Source organism: Mesorhizobium sp. LHD-90, assembly GCF_030929505.1.
In the GTDB taxonomy this organism is placed as follows: domain Bacteria; phylum Pseudomonadota; class Alphaproteobacteria; order Rhizobiales; family Rhizobiaceae; genus Kumtagia.
Window position 1 is genome coordinate 334,345 of record NZ_JAVFVV010000005.1, and the last position, 21,202, is coordinate 355,546.

The window sequence follows — 21,202 nt, forward strand, 5'->3', positions numbered from 1 at the left end:
GTGGGCAGCATCCGGTTGCCCACCGCTTGCCGCCGCGGTGGCGGCCTGCTGTCGGTTCTCCTGGCCAAGCAGCCCTGCGCTGTGACGTTGTCGCGCGTGGTCGGCAGCCGGAGCCGCCAAGGAAACGGAACGAAGATCTCGATATCGAGCAAGGTGATCCGGCGCTGGACCGGGTTCTCGGCCGATCGGCGATAGCCGGCTTCGAGGTCAGGTTCGGCCAGCCTGTCAGGCGGGCCGCCGCGAAAGGAAGACAGGACATGTATCGCCAGTTCCTCGAGGCCGCCGCCGCGGCCACAAGCAATCCCGCTTCCGAAACGCTGACGCCCGGCATCATCCGGTTTACGCTCGAATACCGTGACGTCCCCGATCCGGAGGTGGAAAGGCGGAAGCTCGCCGGGGTCATCGGCAGCGACCGCTTCGCCTTCTTTCGGCTTCCGCCGGGCGAGGACCCGCTTGTCCGCGTCCTGCAGTTCCCCGGCGTGGTCCGGCAGCAATCCTCAACCTTCCTGTTCGACGTCGCGCAGCATCTCGTCGACGATTGCGGTCTGGCCTCCTGCGTCCCGGACGTCGATCCAGGCTGGATCGCCGACGACGAACTCGGCCACTTTCCGCCGGAGTCGGTCGGCGGCATCGTCTGGACGCTGTGCAAGTCGCACGCCGCCGTGCCGCCGGAGCGGCGGTGGGCCGTGTCGGCCGTGAAGGCGGACAGGGCCTGGGCGGCTTTCGGCACGACCGGGCAGGGCATCCTGATCGGCCAGCCGGATACCGGCGTGGCCGACCACCGCGAGTTGGACGGCGCGATCGACATCCGCAAGGGCACAGATGTGATCGCCGGCGGTGGACTGCCGATCGATCCGCTGTCCCCGTCGATGGGGTCGCCCGGCCACGGCACCGCCACGTCGAGCGCGGCTGTGAGCCGGCCGTCGCTCGAAATTGTCGGCGTGGCCCCCGGCGCGACGCTGGTGCCGATCCGCTGTGTCAACTCCGTCATCATCGGAAGCGGCGCCGCGGTCGCAGCGGCGATCGACCACGCCCGGCTTGTCGGCTGCGGCATCGTCTCGATGAGCCTGGGAGGGCCGATCGAAGGCCCCGACCTGCGGCGCGCCATCGAACGGGCCGTCAATGCCGGAATGATCGTACTCGCGGCCGCGGGCAATTGCGTGCACGCCGTCGTCTATCCCGCCTGGGACGCCAACGTCATCGCCGTCGCCGGCGTGGACGTCGACGACCAGCCCTGGAAGGGCACGTCTCATGGACCGAAGGTCGACATTTCGGCCCCGGGCGAAAATGTCTACGTGGCGCGCCGGCATTGGCCGTCCGATACCGACAAGTCCCTGGTCGAACCGGGCCAGGGCACCTCCTTCGCGGTCGCGATAACGGCTGGCTGCGCGGCGCTGTGGCTGGCGAAGCACTCGCCGGAAGCAGTCCGCGCCGAGGCGCGCAAGCGCAACATCACGGTCCAGAGTCTGTTCCGGTCCGCGGTGCGCGAGACGTCCCGCAAACCCGCCAGGTGGCCGTCGAAATCCATGGGCGCCGGCATAGTCGATGCGGAGCGGCTGCTTGCAATGCCGCTCGCCGACATCCCGGCGCCGCCGTCGCGGCGCAATGCCAACCCGGGCGAGCCGCTGCTGGAGGCGATACCCGATTCGCGGCGCTTCGTCGCCGAAGCCGGCTTTCTCGCGCTGGATCACCGGCAAAGGTCGGACCCCAAGCGCATCGGAGCGCTCGAAAGCCCGGCCGCGCCCCGGCCCAGCCAAGCGTTTGCCGCCGCCCTGAAAGCCTCCGGCCTCGGCGCGGCGCTGCTTGGCAGCGGGGCGGCGCGAACCGCGATAACGCCGCTCACCCCGTTCATCGGGCCGCGCACGCCGTCGGCCAGGCTGGTTCCCCGGGGGGCGCCGGATTTGCGGGGCGAGACGCCTCCTCCGGTCACCGTCCGGAAGCTGCTCGCTCGCTCGGGCAAGAAGGACATGCTCGATCGAATCGAAAGCGTGCTCAACCGCCAGAGCGCGCGCATCGCCAATACGGAATCCGCCGACAGGACGCGCCGCGAAATCATGGCCCAGGCCGAGCAGGTCGTCGACGCCTGGGCGCGCGGCGCGAACATTCGCGCCGAGTCGATCGGCGCGGCGCGGGCTACGGCCGAAGCGATCGTGCGGCTGACCGACCGGCCGGCGCTGAGGGTCGTCAACGGCATGATCGACCCGCAGGATCCGCAGCTTGAACATTGGGCGGGCGACCTCGGCCCGCCGCGCAAGGTGCTCAAGCCGCTCATCGATGCGGTGGGGCGGATCGACATTGCCGGCCCGGACGGCCACTCGCATGTCGGCACCGGAACGGTCATCGGAAAGGGCGTGGTAATGACCAACCGGCATGTGATCGAGGCTTTTGCCGAACCGATTCCCTCCACCAACGGTCATCAGGCATTCCTGCTCAATGCGTCGGTATCGATCTGCTTCGACGAGGCGGCGAAGGACGAGGCGCGCCGGTTTGCCATCAAGAGCGTGCTGACGGCAGGTCCCTGGAAGATCGGCGAATTCGCCGACGTCGGAAAGTTGGACGTTGCCCTCCTCGAAGTGGAGACGACCAACGTGGCCGGCGCCGACCTGCCGGGCCCGGTGCCTTCGGGCCCGCTCTTCATGGAATCGCCCGAGCAGTCCAGGCTCATCGTCGTCGGCTATCCGGCCAAGCCAGGGCTTTCGGCCGCCATCGACCCCGACACGGGCGAGGTCTCGATCGACGTCTGGGACCGGTTCTGGGAACTGTTCGGCGACGAATATGGGACCAAGTACCTCAGCCCCGGCCAGGTCTCGAACAAGCCCGGCGAGATTGTCGGGGACGAGCGCGGCTGGGCGTTCAGCCACGACGCCACGACGCTGGCGGGCAATTCCGGCGCCCCGGTCATCAGCCTGCGCCATCCCTATCGCATCGGCGGCCTGCATTTTGGCGGCCAGACGCTGCGCCAGAATCTCGCCCACGACCTTTCCGGCATCCGCACGGTGGTGCGTGACGAAACCCGGCTGCTCGACCTGGCCTCGTTCGGGGCCTTCTTCGACGCCGCATGACCTCGTTGGCATCTTTGTCTGGAGGAACGATCATGAACTCGCCCCGACCGATTACCGTCAAGATCGACCGCAGGCCGCGGCTGCGCGACATGCGGCGGCTGCGTGGACCGGAAGCCGCGGCCGCGCTCGAAACGCATGTCAGGCTCGAAGGCGCCGCCGCCGAGCGGGCGGCCCGGCCCCGCATCACGCCGCCGGAAGCTTTCGCCGGCCGGAACGGTTTCGACAAGGATTTCCTGGCCGGGTTCCAGGTCGACATGGCCAAGCCTGTCGGCGCGCGGTCCCGCGATGTGTCGCCGGTCGGCGGCGACGCGAGTGGACGGCTCGACTACCGCAACTTCTCCATTGTGATGTCTGCGTCGCGCCGCATTGCGATGTTCACGGCGGTCAACATCGAAGGCGAGCGTTCGGTGTCGATCGAGCGAAGGGACGACAAATGGTCGCTCGACGGCCGCCTGCCGGTTGAAGCGCAGCTCGGCGAGGCGCTCTATGCCGGCAACCGCCTCGACCGCGGCCATCTGGTGCGGCGCGAGGATCCGAATTGGGGGCCGGACGCCCTGGTCGCCAATGAGGATACCTTCCATTTCACCAACTGCGCGCCGCAGATGGACGTGGTGAACCAGAAGACGTGGCTCGGGCTTGAGAACTACATCCTGCAGAATGCGCGTGCCTGGAAAGACCGGTGCTCGGTGTTCACCGGTCCGGTGCTGACGGGCACGGACCTTCGCTATCGCGAGGCCCTGATTCCGAAAGCATTCTGGAAGGTCGTGGCGTTCCTGTCGGATGACGGCAGGCCGTCGGCGACCGCCTACGTGGTGCGGCAGGAACGGGAACTCAACGAACTGGAAGCAGCGTTCGGCGCCTACAAGACCTATCAGCGAAGCGTAAGGCACGTCGAAGAGCTTTCCGGCCTTTCGTTCGGGCCGCTCGCCAATTTCGACGGGTTTTCCAACGAGGAGGAACTCGAGGGCGGCCTGACCATCTCCTCGGAAATCAGGGTGTTGAGCGACATACGGGTGTAGCCGCGCCAGCCGCGCGGCACAGTACGATTCAAGGCGGGAATTCAACAGGAGCAACTTTCGAAGACAGGAGAGTAACATGGCGATGAAGCTGGAAATGGTGGTGCTGCGGGCGCCTGTTGGTAGCGCCCCCGCAACGGAGAGCGCGGGCGCCGGGCGTGACCGCGAATTGGTGTCCAACCTGCGCCCCAGTGCGAGTGCGCGCAATCGCGCACTGCGCGCCCGGGCCGAGGAGATTAGCGTCGAGGTCGACGAGATGGACGCCGGGCAGCGCGCCCGCCGTTCGGCCGATCCGACCGTCCTGTCGATCGCGCCGCGCATGCCGGTGACGCTCATCCGCGCCTTCGAGACGCCGCGCCATGCGGCCGCCGATGCCCCGGCCACGGGCTGGGGCATCGAGGCGGTGGGCGCCCACGACAGCCCGTTCACGGGAGAAGGGGTCACTGTCGCGGTGCTGGACACCGGCATCGATGCGGCGCATCCGGCCTTCGACGGTGTCGAGATCGTCCCCCGCAACTTCACGGCCGACCCGCCGGAGGACGTCGACGGACACGGGACCCATTGCGCCGGCACGATTTTCGGTCGGGACGTCGACGGACGCCGGATCGGCGTCGCGAAAGGCGTCAAGCGCGCGCTGATCGGCAAGGTGCTGGGCGATACCGGCGGCTCGTCGGAAGACATCGTCAAGGCGATCCACTGGGCGCAGCTCGAGGGCGCCGAGATCATCTCGATGTCGCTGGGCATGGATTTCCCCGGCTACCAGAAAATCCTGACCGACAAATACGGCATGGCGCCCGAGCAGGCGACGTCGCTGGCATTGGCCGGATACCGGCTCAACACGCGGCTGTTCGACCAGCTCTCACGCGCCATGGTCGGGCATGACGGACTGATGACCGGCTGCCTGGTGACCGCCGCGGCCGGCAATGAGAGCCGTCGGCCCGACTACACCATCATCGTCGCGCCGCCGGCGACCGGAGAGATGTTCCTGTCGGTCGCTGCACTTGGACGCAATGGAGACGGGACCTACCGGGTCGCCGATTTCTCCAACGAAGGCGCGGCGGTCTCGGCGCCGGGCGAAGACATCCTCTCGGCGAAGCGGGGCGGCGGCCTCGTGGCCTATAGCGGCACCAGCATGGCGACGCCCCATGTCGCCGGCGTGGCGGCACTGTGGGCGCAGCAACTCAAGCAGAATGGCGGGTTCAGCGCCGCCGGCGTTGCCGAGCGCATAAGGTCGACCGCGAAGGGACTTGGAGCGGCCTTCGGACGGGACGACGTCGGGTTCGGCCTCGTGCAGGCGCCCCCCGCGGTGCGGCCGCGCCGTGTGGCGCGGCGCCGGCAGAGCTGAAGTTTCAGCCGCGAGCGGCGGCTGATCGTGCTATGATTTCTATATGTTAGGCAAACGGGGCATCCGTGGGGGTGCTGGTGACGACATCCGATCCCATTGCCGACTTGACCGTGTTCGTCCTGCGCGAGACCGGCGGCGGTTCCGACGAGACCGGAACCGGCCTGCTGATCACGCCACGGCTGATCCTGACGGCGCTGCACGTGGTCTGTGGCTTCGGTCCGGGCTGCGTGGTGCCGCCGCATGACAGCCTGTCGCTGTACGTCCGCTTCGAGGTGGCGGGCAGGGCGATGCCCGGCGCGACCTGGTCGCCGGAAACCGAATATCCGGCGCGGCTCGTGTGGCCGCCGCCCGGGTCGGATGCGGGCAGGGACGCAACCGACATCGCGCTGATCGCCCTCGACGTCGACGACCCTGAACCGGCGCAGGCTGGGCGCGGCATCGACGACAACCAGCTTGACGGGCTCTACGATCTTTTCGAACGCCATCAGCTTGCCAAGCGCGCCGAGGCGGTCCGCCTCGGTGTCGCGGGCAACCCTCCGCCACTGGCGAAATTCATCGGCTATCCGGCGGCGGCGTATTCGACCCTGGAGGCCCTGGCGCGAAACGCCGGGCGGGCAGACCTCGCGGCGGCGATGCCGTTCCTCGGAAATGTTCCGCAGGCACAGCCGGCGGCGTTGGGTATCATCTTCGTGAACACCGATCGGGTCTGGGAAGCGACGGAGAAGATGCCCAATCCGCTCGCGGGCCTGTCCGGCGCATCCGTATACCGCAACGACGAAAACGCGAACCTGGTCGAGATCTACGGCACGCTCAACCGGTCGCTCAACGTCGACGACGGCCAGATCCTGACGATCGCTCCGATCCCCCGGCCAGGCATCGACCAGCACGCGGCGGGCTTCTGGGCCCTGGTCCCGCAGGACCGCTACGGCCGGCCCCTGGCCGGGCCGGATGCGGTGGGAAATCCCGTCCAGCGCGCCCGCGACCTTCTCCACCGACTGGATCGCGAGCAGCCTGTGCAGCTCTATCTCGACGGCTTCCGGCGCAATCGTCCGCCCGGCTACCTCTACGTCTTCGTGGCCACGCAGTGGGACGGCCACGGCGCCTTGTGCCGCAGGCTGCAGGAGGAGAGCACGCGCGGCAGCGACGCGCTGTTCGACGTGGAGACTTTCGTCGCCGGTTCGCGCTCGATCACGATCAGCGGAATGAGGGGCGCCATGGAACGCATCCTGCGCAAGGTTGCCGAGCAGGTCGGCGCGCGCGCGCCGGGCGAGAACCCGCCGGAGCCGACGATCGCGCAGAGGCTGGCGAGCGGAGCGAGCCACCGCCTGCTTTTGTTCGACATCGAAGATCGCGATCTCTTCGACGCGGCCGGGAAGGCGCAGGGCGGCACGGTCGCGGTGCTCCAGGCGGTGATGCGCTCGCTGGCCGACTGGGCCAGGCTGCAGCCGACGGCGCCGTCCGGCGTCTCGTTCCAGCGCGCCAACCCGCTGGTCGCCGTGCTCGCCGTCTGCCTGTCTTCGCCGGATGCAGCGGACCCCAGAGAAGCCGTCACGCTGGCGCAGGACCTGATCGACCGGGTCGCGGCGCTGTTCCGGGAGGAATGCCCGTCGCCGGAGGGCCTGAACTGCGAGGTCTACGACCAGGTCCTGGATGAGATCTATTTCGAGGATTTCCGCGACTGGTGCCGCGAGCACGTTCGCGCCGCCGCCCAGTTCGCGGACGAGATCGGCAGGGCGATGCACCCGCCCTTCACGGCCGGCAGAAGGCGGCTGGGCTACATCGAGGCGGGGCTGGACACGCTCAACTTTCGCTTGGGGAGGTAATCTTGGACGGTCTGGACCTGAACAGCGGCCTGCTAGACAAGCGGCTCGACGGCGCCTCGTTCGGGGCGCGCGCAGCGGGCATGAAGAAGCGCCCCTACCTGCCGGACGAAAGCCTCACCACGGCAGCGGCCCTCGCCGTGCTGCTCGGCCAGCCGCTGCTGCTCAGCGGCCTTCCCGGCGTCGGCAAGACGGGCGCGGCCTACCACATCGCCTCGCGCCTGTTCGGCGAGGGCCATGAGCCGGTCCGCTTCACCGTGACGACCCAGACGTCCGGCCGCGACCTGCTCTACAAGTTCGACATGCTCGGCCGCTTCCACGACAAGAAGGGGCGCCCGCTGCGCGATTTCCTGCGCTTCGAGGCGCTGGGGCGCGCGATCGTGGCGGCTTGCGGCGGCGGCGCCGAGGTGCTCGACGCCGCCACGGACGATCCGGTCATCGATCCGGGGCGCATCTGGGAAATCGTCGGCGACACGCCGCGGCAGCCGGGCCCGCTCTTGATCCGCGACCTTCTTCAGCCGCGCGACGCCCTGTCGGATACCCCAGCGCCGACCGTTGTGCTGATCGACGAGATCGACAAGGCTCCGCGCGACACGCCCAACGACCTGCTGGAGAGCTTTGAGGCGATGCGCTTCACCATCGACGAGCTCGGGCTGAAGATCGGGACGCGCGATGCCGCAAGGGACGACGCCGAGCGCCGGCGCTCGCGGCCGATCGTGGTCGCCACCACCAATGCCGAGAACAATCTGCCCGACGCCTTCCTGCGGCGCTGCGTGTTCCACGAGATCGCCATGCCGGACGAAAAGCGCATGCGGGAAATCGTCTCGGCGCATCTCCACCTTGTCGACGGCCTCGACCCGGGCGGCGCCGACGCGCTTGCCGACACGGCCTTCGCCATCGGCACGGAGGTCGCCAGGCGGGTGAAAGGCTCCTCCCGCGTCCCCGGCACCGCCGAATACATTGCGCTGGCGCGCGCCATGCACGCGTCGCCGGCAACCGCGGCCGGCCTGAGGCAGGCGATGGCCGGAACCGCGGGCGCGGTCCCGCCGGACCTGATCAAGGCCCTGCTCGGCGTCCTGGTGAAGACCGCCGACGACCTCGCCAAGGCGCTGGCGGTGTTTCCGTCGATCGCGCTGGCGCGGTGAGCGATGCCATGTCTTCCGCGGACTCGCTGCAGCAACGTTGGACGGACCTCCGTGGCCCGGGCGACATAGAGGCGCTGCTTTCCACGCTCGGCAAGATCCCGGGCGTCGTGCTCGGGGTCGACCGCCTGATCAGGCTCGGCATCGCGCTCTCGGCGCTGGCCGGCCGCGGCGCCAAATTCGAACGGGCGGACGACGCTACCGACGTGTTGATGCCGCTGCTGGCCGTCAATGGCGAGGCGCAGGCGGCGGCGCGCGACGCGGTGAAGGCATTCTGGGCCGTCGCAGGACAGGAGAAGCCAGAACCGAAGGCGTCGAACGAACCGCCCGGATGGCTGGCGCGGGCAAGAACGCTGCGGCTTCGCCTGCTGCTGGCCGCGGCCCTGATCCTGGCTGTCGCCGTTGCGGCGGTGCTTGTGGTGGCGATGGTGCCGGAAGCCGCCAATCAGGTGGCCGTCGATCCGCCGGCGGTCGAAACGCCGGCATCTCCCGACGCTTCCGCCAGCTTCTGGCACTGGCTCGCCAGGCTTTTCCTGACCGACATACTGCACCGCCTGTTTGCCGTCCTCTCGGTGCTCGCCATCGCGATGGTCTGGTGGGACAGCGCGAGGCGCGGTCGCAGTATGCGGATCACGCGCGACACCGCGCACGGCGCCATCGCCGCGACGATGACCCCGAGGGTCGCCGAGATCCTGTTTCCGACCGCGGTGGTGCGGCGGGCGGGACGGCTGCTGCGCCGGCCGGTCCGGGTAGCCGGCCACCGCATCGACATACGGCGCAGCGTCGATGCCTCGATCAGGGCGATAGGCTATCCGACCATCCGGAAGGGGCTGGAGTCGCGCACCCCCGACTGCCTCATGCTGGTCGACCGCGTCAGCCGCAACGACCATCTGTCGGCCCTTGCTGACGCCTTGGCAAAACGTCTGCGCGACGGCGGCGCCGATCTGCTTCGCTATGAATTCCGGGAGGTCCCCGACGTGCTGGAAGCGGTCGGCCGCCGCTTCGGCGGCCAACCGGTAGTCTCGCTCTCCGCACTCGCCCGCCGTCATCCCGGAGCAAGGGTGGTGGTGGTCGGCACCGGCCGAGGTTTCTTCGAGCCGTACGAGCGAAACACGCTGCGGATGGTCAAGCCGTTCTTCGGCGAGCCGGAGGCGCCGCCCTTCGTGGATCACCAGCCGCAGGTGATCAAGGAACGGCGTCAGCCTCGTGTCCTTCCGGCCTTCCGCGACCCGCCGATCCTGGTGACGCCTTCGCCGCCGGACCGCTGGGGTCCGGCGGAGCAGTCGCTGCTGGACGCCGGTTTCGTTGTCATCAGCCTCGGTTCCGCCGAAAGCCCCGAGGCCGGGCTCGAGGCGGCGGTGGAGGCCGTCATCACCGGCCGTCGGCCGCAAGCCGCGGACCGTCGCATAATCGCCCAGGCCACTCCGGGCCACGATCCGCTGCTTATGGAGCTGGACCGCGCCGAACTGGCGAGCGAGATCGCTCCGGACCAGGCGCTCCGTGACCGGCTGGCGCGTCGCGTCATGGCCTATGCCTGCGCGCCGATCGGCGAGGAGGTCGAGCGAGATTCGCCCGGCGATCCCGCCGCGGCGGACGACTTCCCGATGCGGGCGCGCGCCGGCATGGCGGCTCTGGCGCTGTTTCCCCGGCTCGACCCGGCTTTCACCCCGGCGCTCTGGCAGGCCGCCGCCGGACACGCGCCTAGCGCGACCCGGCTTGCCCGCCTTGCCCGGTTGCCCTGGTTCCGCGCCGGGCGCATGCCGGACTGGCTGCGCTCCGACCTTGCCCGGTGCTTTCAGAAGGAAGTTCTGGCGGAGGCGGAACGGGGCGGCCGCAAGGATCGCAAGGATCGATGGACCGAATTGCGGGAAAAGCTGACGGCCTTCGCCGGAGAATGCCTGGACCGCACCCCGGATTCCTTTAGCGCGCCGGTCTACAGCGCCCCGAAGGGGTTGGAAAACCTGCTGTCGCGCCTGCGCCTGCTGCGCGCAGCAGCCGAGCCGGAGACGAGATCGCTGGTAGAGGAGCGGCTGTTCCTTACCTTTCTCGAAAGCGGCGAGATCGCGACGGAGAAGCTGGCGGTGGACCTGCCGCAGTCCGACCGGCCGACGCCGGCGATGCGTCTTGGGTTGCTGGGCTTCACCGTCGCCGCCGTGGTCGCCGCTGCCTTCGCGCCGTGGGCGCTGAGGGCGGTAAATTCTCTGCTGAATTCAATTTTTGGACGGGAGACTGGCGAAATAACTGCCTTTGCTGCGATCCTGGCGGAGATCGGGCTCGGCCTGAGCTTGATCGCCACTGTTTCGTTGTGCGCCGTCACCTTGAATTTTATCGACAGAAAAGGCGCATCGAACGTTTTAGCGGCGATGATCGTCACATCGCTCCTAAGTCATGTAATTTCATACCATATCCTTTCCAGTATCCTGGAGGATGGCTCGAACGTTCCATTCGACATATTTACCATATTTTATACGTTACTAAACATGATTATCGTAATATGCTTTGTTGTTACATCCCGAAGGATACATATAAATAGCAAGCAGGAGTTGGTCGGCAAGCGTCCTGTCGAGTTTCACAAGCATCAATTTGTGCTCGGGGCTGCTTCCGCAGCTTTGTATGTTCTTTACGTCACCACAAGCGCTACGAGTGGAGTCGATGCATTTATCCTGACGTTCATTACATGTGTCGTTGTCCTGTTTATGTCTGCAAGTCGGCAGAAATTCAATGCGCTTGTCATGTTCATTATTTCGTCGATAACATGGCAGTTATTGCTTGGGATTCTGTTTGCGGGCCTTATCGATTTGATTTTGGTCAGTGAAATATTGTCTCGGGATCCTGAATACATTGGAGTAATCCTATATGTGACATCCATGGGTATATGCGCTGTTGTAACAAACATCGGTTTTGCCGCCGAGAGCTTCAGTGGGGCGGCAAGGCGGTCCGTCTTCCTTTGGCTGGCCGGGACCGTGGTTTTGTTCTTCCCGTATTCCAGCGTCATGGGACTGTTCGGATGGGGAGTGGCCGGAGTCGCAGTTGCCGTGGCCGGTTGGTATCTCGCCAGGTGGATCGCCGAGAAGCGGGCTGCCGACCGGTTGCTCCGGTTGCACGACTATGTGGCGGATACCCTCGGCTTCGACTTGCTCGGGCGGTTCGGCTACGGTCTTGACTGGGTCGATCTCGCGCTCAAGGCCGCGCTGGCGGGCGCGGTCGCCTCGCTTGTTTCCTATGTGGTCGCCACCGCTCTGCTGTGGCCGTTCGGATCGGTGGCGGCTTTCATCGAAAATCGCGCCGTCGGGTTCCCGGAGCTCGTTCTCACGCCAGGGTTCGGACTGGCCGGACAAGCCGCCGCCGTGCTCGCTATCTTTCTCGCGGTGTCTTTCCTATGCCGCCTGGCCTTCGCGCTCTATCCCGTCGAAGCAGAAGCGCCGGCATCCGCCGGGCGGTCTTGGATGCAATCGCCCTGGTGGGCGGTCCCGGCGCTGTGGCTGGTGGCGGTCGTGCCGCGCTCACTGCCGGATTGGTTCTCCGCCGCAGGCATGGACCTGTCGATCGCCGGCCAGTCCGACGACGTTGTCGCGCAGGGTGTCCTGGCGATCGGCTCCGTCGAGGCAGCAGTGGCGTGGCTGCAGCGGGCGCTGTTCGGACTTGGGTCGGGCTGGCACTCGCTTTCCTATCTCGCACTGCCCGTGGCGATGGTCTTCGGCATCCGTGGCGGACCCGACGCGGACCGGCCGATCTTCATCGGCCTCCTGCCTTTCCTGTTTGCCGCGAGCTTTCTGTCCACGTCCACGCCTGGCGGCTTCTGGATGATCCCGACGGTGTTTTTGCTGCTGCGTCTCGCGCGTGAGCCGGAGCTGTTGCGGCCGCTGCTCCGCTTCGGCGGCGGCCTTGGCGGATGGCCGGCGAATCCCTTGATCGTCTTCGCGCTGGTCTTCGGCCTCGCCGCGTTGCTGGCGCCTGCCGTCGACACCTGGACGGACAATGACGGTGGGGAAACCGGCGTGAGATTCACGATCCTGCCCGGCATCGTGCAGGCGGCGGCCTTCGTCCTGATCGGTGCGATGCGACTGCCGCGACGGCAGGTGCTCGCCGCGATCGGCCTGCACATCGCCGCCGCGCTGGCGTACGGCGACAGGCTGACCGTTGAACTCGCCGATACGAACATCCAGCTCTCCCTCGGGCTTACGCTAGGCGCGGCGCTCGATCTGCTGCTGGCCTATGCGGCTGTGCCGATTGCGCGGACCGTGCGGTCCGGCTGGCTGGTTGCGTTGTTCTCGACCCGTGCCCTCATGCTCTGGCTTGCAACCGTCATTGCCCTCTGGGCGGCCATCGCCATCGCGACTGTCCTCGACCTCGTGTCGGGCGTCTCGATCCGCATCGACCCCTATCTCGACTATGTGCCGACCGGAGTGACGGTCGCCATCCTTTCGCTCACGCTGGGAATGGTGGTGCGTGTGCAGCATCCGCTCAGACTCCATCTGTCGATGCTCGGCGGCGTGATGGGTGCGGTCGCTCTGTCCGGGCCGCTGGTCGGATACCTCGCTGCCGCCTTTCCCGATTGGTTCGGAGGAGCGGATCCCAATTTGACGTCGCCCATTGCCGATGTGGTGGCGGCGCTGCCCAGCCTCGGACTCGTCTTCGGCTTCATGATGTTCGGTAACGCGGTCGAGCCGGTCCTGCTTGCTGAAGCGGTCGAGGCGGGCCCAGTTGGGGGCGCATCGGCGAGGCCGAGGATGGCGAGACCGAGGACGAAGGCGGCGGCCAGCGAAGAGGAGAGGGTCCTCGCATGAGCGCGGCGCCTGATCCGGACATCGCGTCCTCCGACGCGGTAGAGGACGATCCGCCCATCCCGCGGCGCCGGCCGCCCGCGTCGAGTTCGTATCCGGGACTCTGGTCGTTTCTGCTTGCGCTGCTTGGTGCGTCGGGCCTCGCCGCCGCCTTCGGCGCCATAGCCCTGGTTCTGTCGGGCATCGCGCTGAATGCAGCCTGGCAGGCCGCGCCGCGCAATTCAGCCGATATCGGCGCATCCGGACAGAGCCTGCCGGCCGAGCCGCCTCCGGCGATGGCCGACGAACCGCCGCCACAGGCCGGCGAACCGCCGGCGTCATCGGGCAAGGGCTTTGAAGAGCCGCCCGTCCAGGCCGGTCCGCCCGACAATCCTGCTACCCAGGCGCCGTTGAACGCGGCGCCGGGGCCAACCGGCGGCGCGGCGGCGAAATGAAAGCGAACACTGCCGCCCGACGAGAACTCTGCCGTCGGCGGCAGAACGGGTCGACTTACGTCCAAACTGCTCCAGATCGGCGATCTGCGGGATAGGATTGGTGGAGCCAAGCGGGATCGAACCGCTGACCTCCTGCATGCCATGCAGGCGCTCTCCCAGCTGAGCTATGGCCCCATCCGTCCGGCGCTGCCGGCGCCCTTGCGGGCTTGGGAAACAGTCCCGAAGGTCCGTCTGCGAAGGCGGCTTCTAACCCCGCCTTCGCGCAATATCAAGCCTTTCGTGAAGGCTTTTTTCGGCCCCCAGGAAACGGTGGCCGAAACCGCGATCAGGTCTCGTCGTCCTCGCCGACGCCGACAATGCCCGTGACGTCGTCGCCGTCCTCTTCTTCGTCCTCAAGGAAAACGTCTTCTTCCTCGTCGCCCAGATCGACGTCGTCGTCGCCCAGATCCGGCAGTTCGTCACCGCCGCCCTTGGCCTCGTCGTCGGCCTCCTCGAGCGACACGACATCCGGGGCGTCGTCCTCGGCGTCGACCTCGCGCTCCTCGTTCTCCTCCTCCTCCACCGACTTGCCGCCGGCGGTGTCGAAATAGGAACGCGGATAGCTCTTGCCCGTGTAGGGAGAGACGATCGGATCCTTGTTCAGATCGTAGAATTTCCGGCCCGTTTCCGGGTCTATCCGTTTGCTGCCGAGTTCTTCTTTTGCCACGTCTTAGCCTCGTCCTGAAAGAACGGTCCCCTTAACCGCAGTTTTTCGCTCTGTCAAAGCTAAAAAACCGCGACGATTTCTTCGGAAAATGGCGGGTTTCCAGCCTTTCAGCGAGGGGATGACCGCTCCCGCGTGCCATGATAGGAGACCGCGCCAACGATGAAATTCGCGCCGCCGGGCGGCGACAAAGACGAGGTCACAGATGTCCCACAACGGTAACGCGGGGCCGGCGACGGCCAGGCGGTCCTCCGCGCTGAAGGGAACGGTGCGCATTCCGGGCGACAAGTCGATCTCGCACCGGTCCTTCATGTTCGGCGGGCTGGCTTCGGGCGAGACCCGCATCACCGGCTTGCTCGAAGGCGAGGACGTGATGCGCACCGGCGACGCCATGAAGGCGATGGGCGCCAAGATAGACAAGCGCGGCGGCGAATGGATTATAAAGGGCGTCGGCAATGGCTGCCTGCTGGAACCCGCCGCGCCGCTCGACTTCGGCAATGCCGGAACCGGCTCGCGCCTCACCATGGGCCTCGTCGGCACCTACGACATGAAGACCACCTTCGTCGGCGACGCCTCGCTGTCGAAACGCCCGATGGGCCGCGTGCTCGACCCGCTGCGCGAGATGGGCGTGCAAGTGCTGGAGGCGGCACCCGGCGACCGCATGCCGATCACGCTGCGCGGGCCGCGCCATGCCGCGCCGATCTCCTACCGTGTGCCGATGGCTTCCGCCCAGGTGAAATCAGCCGTGCTACTTGCCGGCCTGAACACGCCGGGGATCACCACGGTGATCGAGCCGGTGATGACGCGCGACCACACCGAGAAGATGCTGAAGGGTTTTGGCGCCAATCTGGAGGTCGAGACCGACAGGGACGGCGTCCGCCACATTCGCATCGAGGGGCAGGGCAGGCTGGCGGGCCAGACCATCGCCGTGCCCGGCGATCCGTCCTCGGCCGGTTTTCCGCTCGTCGCGGCGCTGATCGTGCCCGGTTCCGACGTGCTGATCGAAAACGTCCTGATGAACCCGACCCGCACCGGGCTTATCGCGACGCTGCTCGAAATGGGCGCCGACATCGAACTGATCGATCGCCGCAACGCCGGCGGCGAGGATGTCGCCGACCTGCGCGTGCGCGGCTCCGAACTGAAGGGTGTCACGGTGCCCGCCGAGCGCGCGCCGTCGATGATCGACGAATATCCCGTGCTCGCCGCCGCCGCCGCCTTCGCCGAGGGCGAGACGCTGATGCAAGGCCTGGAAGAGCTGCGGGTGAAGGAATCCGACCGCTTGTCGGCCGTCGCCGAGGGACTGAAGGCGAACGGCGTCGACTGCGAGGAAGGCAGGGAGACGCTGCTGGTGCGTGGCCGGCCTGGCGGCAAGGGCCTTGGCGGCGGCGCCGTGAAGACGCATCTCGACCACCGCATCGCCATGGCCTTCCTCGTGCTGGGCCTGGCTACTGAAAGACCGGTGACGGTGGACGACCAGGCGATGATCGCCACCAGCTTTCCGGAGTTCATGGGGCTGATGGCAGGGCTCGGAGCGGAGATTGAATGACATGTACCAGCCGCCACACCACCGCGAGGACGACCTCGGCGTCCAGCATGCGCTGATCCGCGCGCATCCGCTTGGCCTGCTGATTACGGCGGGAGCGGACGGCCCGACCGCCAACCCGTTGCCCTTCCATCTCGATGCGGGGCGCGGGGCCAAAGGCACGCTGCAGGTGCACATGGCGCGGGCCAACGGCCAATGGAAGGAATTGCTTGCCGGGGCCGCGCCACTGGTGGTGTTCCAGGGCGCCGAAAACTACATCACGCCGTCCTGGTACGCGACCAAACGCGAGACCGGAAAGGTCGTGCCCACCTGGAACTACGCGATGGTTCAGGTGAAGGGCAAGGCGACCGTCATCGAGGATTTTGACTGGCTGCGCCGGCAGATCGGCGCGCTCACCGGCGACCACGAGGGCGGCCGGGCAGAACCCTGGGCGGTCAGGGACGCGCCCGAACCGTTCATCGCCGCCCAGCTCAAGGGCATCGTCGGCATCGAGATCGAGGTCACCGAGATCGCGGGCAAGTGGAAAGTCAGCCAGAACCGCCCGGCTGCCGACATCGCCGGCGTGGTCGAGGGGCTGGGGCGATCCGGCCAGCCTCACCAGAATGGCGAGATGGGGAAACTGGTGCGCGATTACGGCGCCAAGGCAGTGGCGGCGCGCGGCTGAGGCGGGGGGGGACGCTTGCCGGATTCTCGCGTACTTGTGCGACGGTCGCCCAAGCGGCGGCGTTCGTCCGGATCACGCAATGCCGTTCAGGCGTCGCGGGTGATCCGTCTGCCGCCCACGGTTCCATTATTGCCCTTCGTGACGGACCGCGCCGGCCGCACCCCCCGCAATATGTCGCCGGACTCGATATAGGCCATCGCCAGAAGGTGGGAGAGCAGGTCGCAGCGTTCCGCCTCGGCCAGGTTTTTCAGCTCCCGCAGCGCCCCGTGAATGCGGATGATGTGGACGCGCGTCTGATCCTTGAGATGAACGTTCATCGGGGCCTCCTGTCGGCCACATTCATCGTTTTCTCAGTTGTTGACAGTACGGCCGGACGCGGCCCGTGGTTTCGCCTTGCGGATTGCGTAAGCCACGCAATTTCTTGCGATGGTGAAAATTGCCTTAAGAGCTGCGTCCGGAGGGCCGCGTCGGCGCCCCAGCGTCCCTCCCACGGGTCGCCTGACCGCGCAATCGCGGGCGACATTTCCGGCAGCCTCTCCGCGGGAAGACGCCGATGGAAGGGCTGCGCCTACTGCCAGATGTTGATCGTCGCCAGCGTGCGCATCAGATGGTCTGAGACCAGTTCCTCGGCGAGCTTGCCGTTGCGCGCGTCGATGGCGTCGACGATCGCCTTGAGGTCCTTGTGCGTCTGGCGGCGGACGGCGTCGGGCGCCGGCTTGTCGGTGTCGTGGCCGTCGAACAGAACGGCTCGCCGGTCGTCCAGTATGCTCGCCATGATCTGCATCAGGAACTTGTTCTTGGTGCTGGCGAAGATCTGGCGGTGCAGCGCGTAGATTTGCTCCTTGAACTCCTCCCAGCTTGGCGCCGCAAGCACCTGCTCGAGGATGCGCCGCATCTCGGCGATCTCCTCGTCCTGCACGCGGCCGACCACCAGATGCATCATCGACGGCTCGAACAGCAGGCGGCCCTCGACGATCTCGGCGAAGGAGGGCACGGCCTCGTGGCTGCCGATGCTGGTCTGGTCCATGCGGTCGAAGACGAGATCGGCGTCGTCGGTGAGATAGGTGCCGCTGCCGACGCGGCGCGACACCAGCCCCTGCCGCTCCATCATGGAAAGCGCGCTGCGCACGGCGGTGCGGCTGGTGTTCAACTGCTGCGCCAGTTCGCGTTCGTTGGGCAGTTTTGCGCCGGGCACCATCAGCCCGTCGCGCATGCTGCGCAGCAGCGCACGATAGACCAGTGACGGCGTGGCGCGATCGTTGGTGGCGATCGACGCAAGATGCGGCAGCTCTATGTCCGAAGCCATTCGCGATTTCCCCGCGGAGCGCCGCCTATGAGCAGAGTCGAACGGATACTGTCAACCATTCGGGAGCAATCCGGATCGTTCAGCGCGCCACCTCCGCCGGCAGGCCGCTTCTCGCCGATTCCGCCAGCGCGTCCAGCACGGGAATGGCGTCGAAGGCTTCACGGTAATGCTGGAGATAGGGCTTTCCGGACAAGGTCGCATTGATGAAATGGTCGAGCTCGTCGGCGAGGTCGCCGGCGATGCGGCCGTTGATTTCCGGCCACAGATGCGTGTCGCCGCCGGTGGTGCCGCTGTCCTCGACGGTGAAAAAGCCCTGGTCGGCGCAGTCGAGATAGGTCGCGGACCGCGTGCCGACCACTTCCAGCGCCGAGCGGAAACCGTTCATCAGCCCGTCGGGCCAGGCCCAGCTATAGTCGAGGCTGCCTATGGCGCCGTTCTCGAAATTGACCACGGCATAGAGCGCGTCCTCATTGCCGGTGCCGAGCATCGCGACCTTCTGCGCGTAGACGCGGGAAATCCGCGAGCGGGCGATCCATTGCATGGCGTCGATGTCGTGCACGCCCATGTAGAACAGGATCGAGCTGGCATCGCCCAGCCGGCGCGCCGTGGAGCGGACGCCGTTACGCTTTGCGCGCAGGTGGATCGGCGCGCCGATCCGCTCGGGCGCGGCTGCGTGGAAAACCTGAACGTAGCGCGGATCGAAGCGCAGTATGTGGCCGATCATCAGCCGGCTTCCGGATGTCTCGACCGCCTTGACGATCCGCCTGGCGGTGGCGGCATCGTGTGCCAATGGCTTTTCCAGCAGGATGGCCTTGCCGGCCCGTGCCGCAGCAACCACCGCGCCTTCATGCAGCCGGTCGGGCAGGCAGATCGAGACCGCGTCGAGTTCCGGCAGCGCCAGCAATTCTCGGAAATCCGTGAAGGCGCGGGCACCCGTCGTCGCCGCCAGTTCGGCGGCACGGACCGGATCCCGGTCGCAGACGCCCACCAGCTCCGCGGACAGATGTTCGGCATGGATGCGGGCATGGCGCGAGCCGAAGAAGCCGAGGCCGATGACGCCGACTTTCAGCGTCCCTGTCATGGCGCCTGCTCCGGAATGCTCCAGCCGCGGAAATCTCCGATGAAGGCGGCCAGTTCGCCCGCCACCGCGTCGAAGAAGGCCTTGCCCTTCTCGGGTGTCGCCAGCGACGGGTCGCCGAGCGTCCCGGTCGGCGAAAGGTCGCCGAAATCGTGATAGGTGCGGATCGCCGAACCGCCGAGCAGGTCAGTCGTCAGATATCGGGAGCCGGGATCGGGATAGGTTGTCGCCGCCCGCTCGATCTTCACCAGTTCCGGGCGGATGTGCTGCACCATGGCGGTCTCGAACTCGCAGGCATGCCCCATGCCGCCCGGTTCGGATTGCCGCAGCGTCGCGATCGCCGCGCGCGCCAGTTGGAAATAGGTCAGCGCCGCGATGCGCGCCCGGCCGTAGTGCCTGTGGCCGAGCGTCGAGGCCAGCACATCGATGACGCCGCCGTTGCCGCCATGGCCGTTGACGATCAGGATACGGCGAAAGCCGTGCTGGACGAGCGAGCCGACAATATCCTCGATCATCGCCATCAACGTCTCGGCACGCAGCGTGACGCTGCCGGCAAACCGCATGTGATGTGCCGAGAATCCGTACCAAGGCGGCGGCAGCACCACGGCGTCACCGGCCTGATCGGCCGCCGCCAGGGACACCGCATGCGCCAGCATGGTGTCGGTGCCGAGCGGCATGTGCCTGCCGTGCTGCTCGACCGAGCCTAGCGGCAGCACCAGCACGGTGGCGTCGCGGTCGAGCAGGTCGACCTCGGGGGAAGTGAGTTCCTCGAAACGCATAATGTCACCGCCGTCCTGCGAATCTTCCAATGTCGATTGGGTGCATAAAAAGGTTGCAAGTGATTTAGATTGGTTCGATAGTCCGGCCCGGCAAGCCCAATGTCAACGATCAATTCGGGCGCCGCAGCGCCCGCCGGGAACCGGGTGTCGCAGCAAAGAGAGGATGGAACACGATGAACATCAGGACATTCCTGGCCGCTTCCGCGATTGTTTCGGGTGCCGCCGTTGCTCAACCTGCCTATTCCGAGGACATCGACCTCGAATTCGTCGTCTGGAACTATTCGCTGGAGACCATCCAGGACAATGTGAAAAAATTCGAGGAGGCCAATCCCGGCATCAAGGTGAAGGTCACCGACTATACCTGGCCCGACTACCAGGACAGCATCGTGCTGCGCTTTCGCGGCAATACACCAACGGATGTGATCTATGGTGGTCAGGATTGGTTGCCGGCCTGGGGCGCCGCCGGCTTCATCGCGCCGCTGGATTCGGTTGCACCGGCGGCCGACGTCGATGCGCTGAAGGCCGACATCGCCGGCTTCGCGCTGACCGACGTGACCTACAAGGACAAGATCTACGGCCTGCCCTATTACGCGGACACCATCTCCTTCATCTACAACAAGAAGATCCTCGCCGATGCCGGCATACCGGTGCCGACGACCTGGGAGGAGGTCACCGCCGCCGCCGAGAAGCTGAAAGCGGGCGGCATGGAGCATCCGATCGTCTATGAATACAATCAGGAGCTTCCGAATTTCTACGACGCCTTCGTCGCCCAGGCCTATGGGCGCGGCGCCGAACTGTTCGACAAGGACCTGAACCCGGTTTTCGCCGATCCCAACAATGAAGCCTACAAGCAGCTTCAGTGGCTGGCCGACGCCTATGCCAAGGGTCTCGTCCAGTCCGAGACGCATGAATCGAAGATCATCCCGGCGATGAACACCGGCAAGCATGCCTTCACCATCGTCTATACCTATGTGCTCGCGGCGCTGAACAACGCCGCCGACCAGCCGCGCGCAGGCGAGTTCGCGCTGGCCCCGATGCCCGGCGCGACCCATTCGACGCTCGGCTTTGCGAAGTCCTATGTCGTGACCGCGCAGGCGGCCGCCGATCCGGCACGCGCCGAGGCAGCCTGGAAATTCGTGAACTTCATGGCGGGCAAGCCCTATACCGTCGCCAAGCGCTGGGCAGTGGAGAAGGGGCTGGGCTTCGGCCAGTTGCCGTTGTTCCAGGACAAGGACGTCATCGACGCCTGGGGCAAGTGGGCCGATGTGAAGGCGCTGGGCGACCAGGCCTCTATCGCCAAGGCCGGCACCTATACAGAATACAGCTCGGTGTGGTCAGCCTATTTCCGGCCGTTGCTGGCCAAGGCCATGGTCGGCGAGGCGCCGGTGGACCAGGTGATGAAGGATGGCGCCGAGCGCTGGAACCAGCTCAAGCAGCAGTTCGCCAATCGTTGACCTTTGATGCGGTTTAGGGCCGGGAATGGGCGGCGTTTCGGCGCCGCCTGTTTCTCGGGCTCTCATCGGCAG

At 66.6% G+C, this 21,202-nt stretch carries 15 protein-coding genes and 1 tRNA gene; 10 read left to right on the plus strand and 6 right to left on the minus strand.

From position 1 onward, the window contains the following. Positions 1 to 257: 257 nt before the first annotated feature. The 7 genes from RB623_RS09345 (at position 258) to RB623_RS09375 (ending at position 13,603) form a co-directional block, all read left to right on the plus strand. On the plus strand, positions 258 to 3,062 hold the full coding sequence (locus RB623_RS09345) for a S8 family serine peptidase (RefSeq protein ID WP_308056506.1): 2,805 nt from the start codon (positions 258 to 260) through the stop codon (positions 3,060 to 3,062). Positions 3,063 to 3,094: 32 nt separating this feature from the next. Next, positions 3,095 to 4,081, plus strand: coding sequence for a DNA/RNA non-specific endonuclease (locus RB623_RS09350; RefSeq protein WP_308056507.1), 987 nt, complete (start codon positions 3,095 to 3,097; stop codon positions 4,079 to 4,081). Between the two features lie 76 nt (positions 4,082 to 4,157). Beyond that, positions 4,158 to 5,423, plus strand: coding sequence for a S8 family serine peptidase (locus RB623_RS09355; protein ID WP_308056508.1), 1,266 nt, complete (start codon positions 4,158 to 4,160; stop codon positions 5,421 to 5,423). Positions 5,424 to 5,500: 77 nt separating this feature from the next. Continuing rightward, positions 5,501 to 7,246: a hypothetical protein gene (locus RB623_RS09360; protein ID WP_308056509.1), complete on the plus strand. Its 1,746-nt coding sequence runs from the start codon at positions 5,501 to 5,503 to the stop codon at positions 7,244 to 7,246. A gap of 2 nt (positions 7,247 to 7,248) precedes the next feature. Then, positions 7,249 to 8,388, plus strand: a complete 1,140-nt coding sequence (locus tag RB623_RS09365; RefSeq protein ID WP_308056510.1) for a MoxR family ATPase — start codon at positions 7,249 to 7,251, stop codon at positions 8,386 to 8,388. A 620-nt stretch (positions 8,389 to 9,008) separates the two neighbouring features. Beyond that, positions 9,009 to 13,172: a hypothetical protein gene (locus RB623_RS09370; protein ID WP_308056511.1), complete on the plus strand. Its 4,164-nt coding sequence runs from the start codon at positions 9,009 to 9,011 to the stop codon at positions 13,170 to 13,172. Beyond that, positions 13,169 to 13,603, plus strand: coding sequence for a hypothetical protein (locus RB623_RS09375; RefSeq protein ID WP_308056512.1), 435 nt, complete (start codon positions 13,169 to 13,171; stop codon positions 13,601 to 13,603). The genes RB623_RS09370 and RB623_RS09375 overlap by 4 nt, the downstream gene beginning before the upstream one ends. A 98-nt stretch (positions 13,604 to 13,701) precedes the next feature. Here the strand turns inward: RB623_RS09375 and RB623_RS09380 are convergent. Together RB623_RS09380 and RB623_RS09385 are read right to left on the minus strand one after the other, a co-directional pair. Beyond that, positions 13,702 to 13,777 (minus strand) — tRNA-Ala (locus RB623_RS09380). Between the two features lie 151 nt (positions 13,778 to 13,928). Then, positions 13,929 to 14,309, minus strand: a complete 381-nt coding sequence (locus tag RB623_RS09385) for a TIGR02300 family protein (RefSeq protein WP_308056513.1) — start codon at positions 14,307 to 14,309, stop codon at positions 13,929 to 13,931. A gap of 202 nt (positions 14,310 to 14,511) precedes the next feature. Between RB623_RS09385 and aroA the strand changes: the two genes are divergently transcribed. Together aroA and RB623_RS09395 are read left to right on the plus strand one after the other, a co-directional pair. Further along, positions 14,512 to 15,852 carry a 3-phosphoshikimate 1-carboxyvinyltransferase gene (aroA, locus tag RB623_RS09390; protein ID WP_308056514.1) on the plus strand — a complete coding sequence of 447 codons (1,341 nt, stop codon included), beginning with the start codon at positions 14,512 to 14,514 and terminating at the stop codon, positions 15,850 to 15,852. A 1-nt stretch (position 15,853) separates the two neighbouring features. After that, entirely contained in the window at positions 15,854 to 16,513 is a 660-nt protein-coding gene (locus tag RB623_RS09395) for an FMN-binding negative transcriptional regulator (RefSeq protein WP_308056515.1), read from the plus strand. A gap of 86 nt (positions 16,514 to 16,599) precedes the next feature. Here the strand turns inward: RB623_RS09395 and RB623_RS09400 are convergent, their stop codons facing one another. The 4 genes from RB623_RS09400 to RB623_RS09415 form a co-directional block, all read right to left on the minus strand. After that, positions 16,600 to 16,830 (minus strand): hypothetical protein, encoded by a 231-nt coding sequence (locus tag RB623_RS09400; protein WP_308056516.1) that lies wholly within the window; start codon positions 16,828 to 16,830, stop codon positions 16,600 to 16,602. 251 nt (positions 16,831 to 17,081) lie between these two features. Beyond that, positions 17,082 to 17,819, minus strand: coding sequence for an FCD domain-containing protein (locus tag RB623_RS09405; RefSeq protein ID WP_308056517.1), 738 nt, complete (start codon positions 17,817 to 17,819; stop codon positions 17,082 to 17,084). Positions 17,820 to 17,898: 79 nt separating this feature from the next. Then, complete coding sequence (locus RB623_RS09410) at positions 17,899 to 18,900, minus strand: Gfo/Idh/MocA family oxidoreductase (protein WP_308056518.1); 1,002 nt, start codon at positions 18,898 to 18,900, stop codon at positions 17,899 to 17,901. After that, entirely contained in the window at positions 18,897 to 19,676 is a 780-nt protein-coding gene (locus tag RB623_RS09415; RefSeq protein ID WP_308056519.1) for a creatininase family protein, read from the minus strand. The genes RB623_RS09410 and RB623_RS09415 overlap by 4 nt, the downstream gene beginning before the upstream one ends. A 173-nt stretch (positions 19,677 to 19,849) precedes the next feature. Between RB623_RS09415 and RB623_RS09420 the strand changes: the two genes are divergently transcribed. Further along, positions 19,850 to 21,130 carry an extracellular solute-binding protein gene (locus RB623_RS09420; RefSeq protein ID WP_308056520.1) on the plus strand — a complete coding sequence of 427 codons (1,281 nt, stop codon included), beginning with the start codon at positions 19,850 to 19,852 and terminating at the stop codon, positions 21,128 to 21,130. Positions 21,131 to 21,202: the final 72 nt, after the last annotated feature.